This is a genomic window from Sphingomonas sp. STIS6.2, from assembly GCF_000732685.2.
In the GTDB taxonomy this organism is placed as follows: domain Bacteria; phylum Pseudomonadota; class Alphaproteobacteria; order Sphingomonadales; family Sphingomonadaceae; genus Sphingomonas; species Sphingomonas aerolata.
The window spans coordinates 1-4556 of sequence record NZ_JPDP02000036.1; the positions used below are offsets into that span (position 1 = coordinate 1).

The window sequence follows — 4556 nt, forward strand, 5'->3', positions numbered from 1 at the left end:
GCAAGTTAATATGTGCCCGGATTAATACTCAGGTATCCACCGAAGCCAAAGGATCCTGATGCAAAAATCAAAAATTCTGCATAAAGCGCCCAATTACAACCGCTGGATTGCCGATTGCTCTTGCCGGTTTTCTGCTGTCCATTCAGCTTATGTCAGCTCAAATACTGGTCGCAGAGTCTAACCCGGAAGTACGATGATGATGATGATGCTGATCTTGATCGCAGCTACAGCGGCACAGACCATATACGATGAGCTCAAAGCGCCGACGGTGCCTCCGCCCTTTAGCGCACAAATCGAAGCTCAAGTCCGGACGCTGGGAGCGCGGGTAGCTGTACAGCACGATAGGTGCGATACGCCGTTTAGTAAGGCTGCTGCTCGATATGTAGAAGCGATGGGATCGCCCGCCAACTCTCCTGAATGGGAGAAAGCGAAGCTCGCTCAATATGATATGATACAGGCATGCCAAGGCTACCGTTCAGCACTAAGGGCGCAAAGCGATTTTCTGCAGGAAGTGGTCGCGAACGGGTCAAGGTACGATGCTAAGCTCGCTAGTGCCGCGCTCGGCTCCTCCACGTATGTCGTAAAAGGTTGGGAGGACCATCTTCTTCATGCCACACTGGACTATGATGAGTTGGTCTCGTTTGGGCGCGGACGCAACAAGGACGGCAGCGATCCAAACGGCAAAAAGTAGCGACTGAATCGCTTAAGCAGCTCGTTAGAAGTCCACCACCTTTGCTCTTCCTGATGCAAAACTCAAAAGTTTTGCATCAAGGTCGCGGGCAAGCCTGTGCATCAACGACGGATTCCCAAGGGCTGCCATCATGTTTAGGCGGTTAGCAACGCGCCGCCATAAGGGCCTTCAAAATGATAAGCTTTGTTTTTGCGATGCTAGCCCAAGTGGCGACTGCGGCCTGGGCTCCTCCCGTTCAAGCACAATGGGTAGGCGACGGGTCGACCATCAGCGCTCGCATAGCGTCAGACGGCAGGCCGGTTTCAATGAACGGTCCGGCTACGTTGACCGTGATCCTGTCATCTAATGACGGCAAGCTCCGGGTTTCACCCTTCCTGGCGGCAACGCGCGGGATTGCCTTTGAAGTTGCGGATCAGAACGGAAAGATGGTCGCCCCGCGCGAACCAATTGCCATCTCACCTCCGGAGCCGCCGCTGGACGAAGAAAAGCTTACCGTAGTGACGCCAAATACTCCGTTGCAAATCAAAATTGATGAGCGCGCCACCAACGTGTTTCCCAAGCCCGGTCTTTATCGAATTCGAGCAATCATTAGCCTGATGAGCGTTGCTGACCCGACTACGTATCGGCAGTTGCGCACCAATTATGTGGCGATCGAGGTCTCGTCTTGAACGTGTGCCGATGAACTGCCGGCCGTCCGACCATCGCTTCCATTCTTGATACAAAAGTCACAAGTTTTGCATCAACACCTTGAGCTAGCCGGCATTGCATAGAGCCGACCCGAGTGCCCTATGAGACGTATAATGTTCGGAGCGCACCCCGACGTTGCCATCCGTTTTGCGTTAAGGAGTAATGAGCTTCGAAAGCTCCCCCGCAAAGGCCAGTGCAAGTATATTCGAAATGGACGGTAGCTGATTTTAGATCGGCGCTGAACTTAGGCGCATGGATTAAATATATATAGGCAGGTCGAGGGCTATATCCCGGTACAGGTGCATGTATATTTGCTCGTTTATGAGCATCATCCGTCGCCTGCGAATAGCCGATCGGCAATTCATTTTTTAGTTTAGGACACACGTTCAGTAGATCGCGTCCGTTTGAATCGGAAGCGGCATAGTATGAGTCCGCAGGATAGTTGTTATAGATACCGGGTAGATCTCGAAGAGCCGTACGTCCAACTGTGCAAATTGCCTCCGTCGTCGGAGCGCTTGGAGCGAGTGCGGCTGCCAGCAGGCTTATTAGAGGTATAAGCATATCACTTCTCCAGGCAGCATTAGAGGCTTGCTCACCCTGCTTTGCGATACAAGGGCGTTAGCAGCCTAAGCGCAAATTCCTCGCAGCATGATACAAAAGCCACAAGATCTGCATCAGGCTCGAAGCTGCGGAAATTGTAGCATCGCTTGATGCAGAAATCTGATGCGTGTCGCCTGAATGTCCGGGTTTGGTGGATTGCGGACCGTCCGCTATTGGGAAGCAGATGGCGTTAGCGGACGTCGCCTGATGCTGCAGCCTTTCTCAAAAGGATCGCAAATTGGGAAAGCCAATGCGGTAGGGATGATCGGGATCTTTCCGCCAGAAATTATGAAGGGCAGGCTTTAATCGAGTCAAATAGCAGCCACCCCAACAAACCTGCTGCAACCCCGAGCGTACCGCCGAGGATATAGGCATCGACCGCTCCGTTCGGCGCGAACAAGCCTCCAGTCATATATCCAAGAATACCCGCGCTGCTGGTGCTGGCGCTGTAGATTGCTGCGACTTTGCCTTGCGCGTTAGCCGGAGCCTCACGTTGCAGCATCGTTCGGACCGCGACGTTGTGGGCGCTGTTAGCTGCACCCCCGATTACGAACGCAATCCCCACGAAGGCGATGCTGCCAATCGTTGTAGATATGCCGATACCGATCGCGAGCATGATTCCGCCCATCACAGTCCCGGAAACGAAGGCGATCGGTGCCGGCCGCTTCATCGCCATTGTTCCCGATGCAGCAGCCCCCGCCATCATTCCTCCAGCCCAGCAGGCCGTCAGCAAACCAAACACGGTCGGGCCGGCCGCCAATGTGACGGTTACGAGAAACACGAATGCTACATCGGCAATGGCGGTCGCATAGACCTCTAGCGTCAGCGCGCCGATCATGATTGTAATTCTACGATCTCGCAGGACCGGCAAATATTCGGACAGCAGGGTTCGGGCCTCGCGGTCTTCTTCCGCTTCAACGGGGCGGCGTAGGCCACTCGCCAGCACGACGGCGGCTAGAAGCACGAAGCTGGCAGCATCGATCAGCAGCGCGTTGTCGATCCCGCCCCATGCCACCAGCGCACCGCCCACGACCGGCCCGGCAAGCATCCCCACACTGCGCACGAACTCCAACACCGCGTTGGCGCGTGGCAGCGTCATGCCCAGCCCTGCGGCTAAGACGGGGATGAGGGCGAAACTGGCCGTCCCGCCGATGGCGAACGCCATGCTGAGGATACTAGCACCGACGATGGTAGAGGTTAGATCAGGATGCCAAGCCATCCACGCGATGATGGCGGCATTGGTCAGCGCCGTTGCCACTAGCAGCTTGCCCGCATCGCGGGAGTCGACGAGCCTACCGATAAGAGGTGTCGCCAACAGGCCCGGCAGCAGCCCGGCGACCAGGAGCATCGGCACAGCGAATGGTGTGCGATCACCGGCTGTACGAAGCATCAGGGTTATAAGCGAGATTTCATCGCCGATGGTTGAAAGCGTGAGCGTGGCTAGAAGCAGCCACCCCCAACCTCGCCTAAGCCTTACCTCCGCCAACGCGCCGACCCCTTATATCGGCAGCCTTATGCCTGACTTGAGCCACGTTGCGAAAGCGATCGGCATTCCTGATTAGGATGGCTGAGTGGGAATGGCTACGTGAGCCACAAAGCCTGAAACGTTGAGCGGATAGTCAACGGGTTGTCATTTCTAATCGCTAACGCAGCCTTTTGAAGATGCTTACCAAGGTCTGAAACGGATGCCCCCATGCTCGCTCTTTATCTGTCTCGCAATGGCGGCAGTTGCCGGGCCGCAACCCTCCGGCTGGACCAGCTATGGGGTAATCGAAAGCACCCCTTACCTGTCGTTCGTGGAAGATAACCGACCTCGTCTGACACTTCGATGCGATGGCACTCGAACTAAGGTAGATTTGCGTGGTTTCAAGCCAGCGCAGTCGTGGCCCCAGCCTATTTTGAACATATCGTTTGGAAGCGTCAAGCATGCGTCTAGCCCTGATTTGGCGATGGTTGCGGACCAAACCGTTTATTCTCTCGAGTTCGCAACGAGTAGAAAGATCCTGATGAAGTTAGAGGCAGGAGAACGAATAACGGCATCGTACCAACGCCAAGTCATAGCCTACCCTGCTATTCGCAAAACGCTGCGAATGCAGTTCGCGAGGAATTGCGCAGGTCTTCTGCCCCAGGGGTGGGCAGACTAGGAAAGATTTGATGTGCCACAGCCGCAATCACTCAAGCTGCAATCAAGGGATGACAGTATGTCGTCTTATCGAATACCTATAATTTCTTTATTTCTTCAAGCCGGTTGTCTGGGCGTTACCTCGCACTCATACAGCGTTGATGTGAATGGTGGTGCTTTTAAGAGCGTCAATGCATCAGTATGCGACAAGACATACGCTGGCCGCGTTGCCAATGGGTACGCTGAGGGCGCTTTCTCAATGGGATGCTCGGGCCCTCTTGTACTTACATTGGTTGCGATCGATGGAAAGAAATCAACTTGTACGGTCGGTTACATCGATAGCGAGGAGGCTACGAAAGTGTTTCGGTTCTCGGCGAACGGCAAGTCTTGTAAGCTGGTCGGCTAATTACCTTCCTTACTTAAATACTTTTCAATTCGAAATAGTACCCCCCCCCC

3 protein-coding genes are annotated in these 4556 nt (G+C 54.6%); 2 read left to right on the forward strand and 1 reads right to left on the reverse strand.

Annotation, left to right across the window (positions count from 1 at the left end; translation table 11 throughout):
- The first annotated feature begins 193 nt into the window (after positions 1 to 193).
- Positions 194 to 691: a hypothetical protein gene (locus sphst_RS05270; RefSeq protein ID WP_234387435.1), complete on the forward strand. Its 498-nt coding sequence runs from the start codon at positions 194 to 196 to the stop codon at positions 689 to 691.
- Between the two features lie 323 nt (positions 692 to 1014).
- Positions 1015 to 1359 carry a hypothetical protein gene (locus sphst_RS20355; RefSeq protein ID WP_159043526.1) on the forward strand — a complete coding sequence of 115 codons (345 nt, stop codon included), beginning with the start codon at positions 1015 to 1017 and terminating at the stop codon, positions 1357 to 1359.
- Positions 1360 to 2264: 905 nt separating this feature from the next.
- Here sphst_RS20355 and sphst_RS05275 read toward each other — a convergent pair.
- Positions 2265 to 3464 (reverse strand): MFS transporter, encoded by a 1200-nt coding sequence (locus sphst_RS05275; protein ID WP_031392852.1) that lies wholly within the window; start codon positions 3462 to 3464, stop codon positions 2265 to 2267.
- Positions 3465 to 4556 lie beyond the last annotated feature (1092 nt).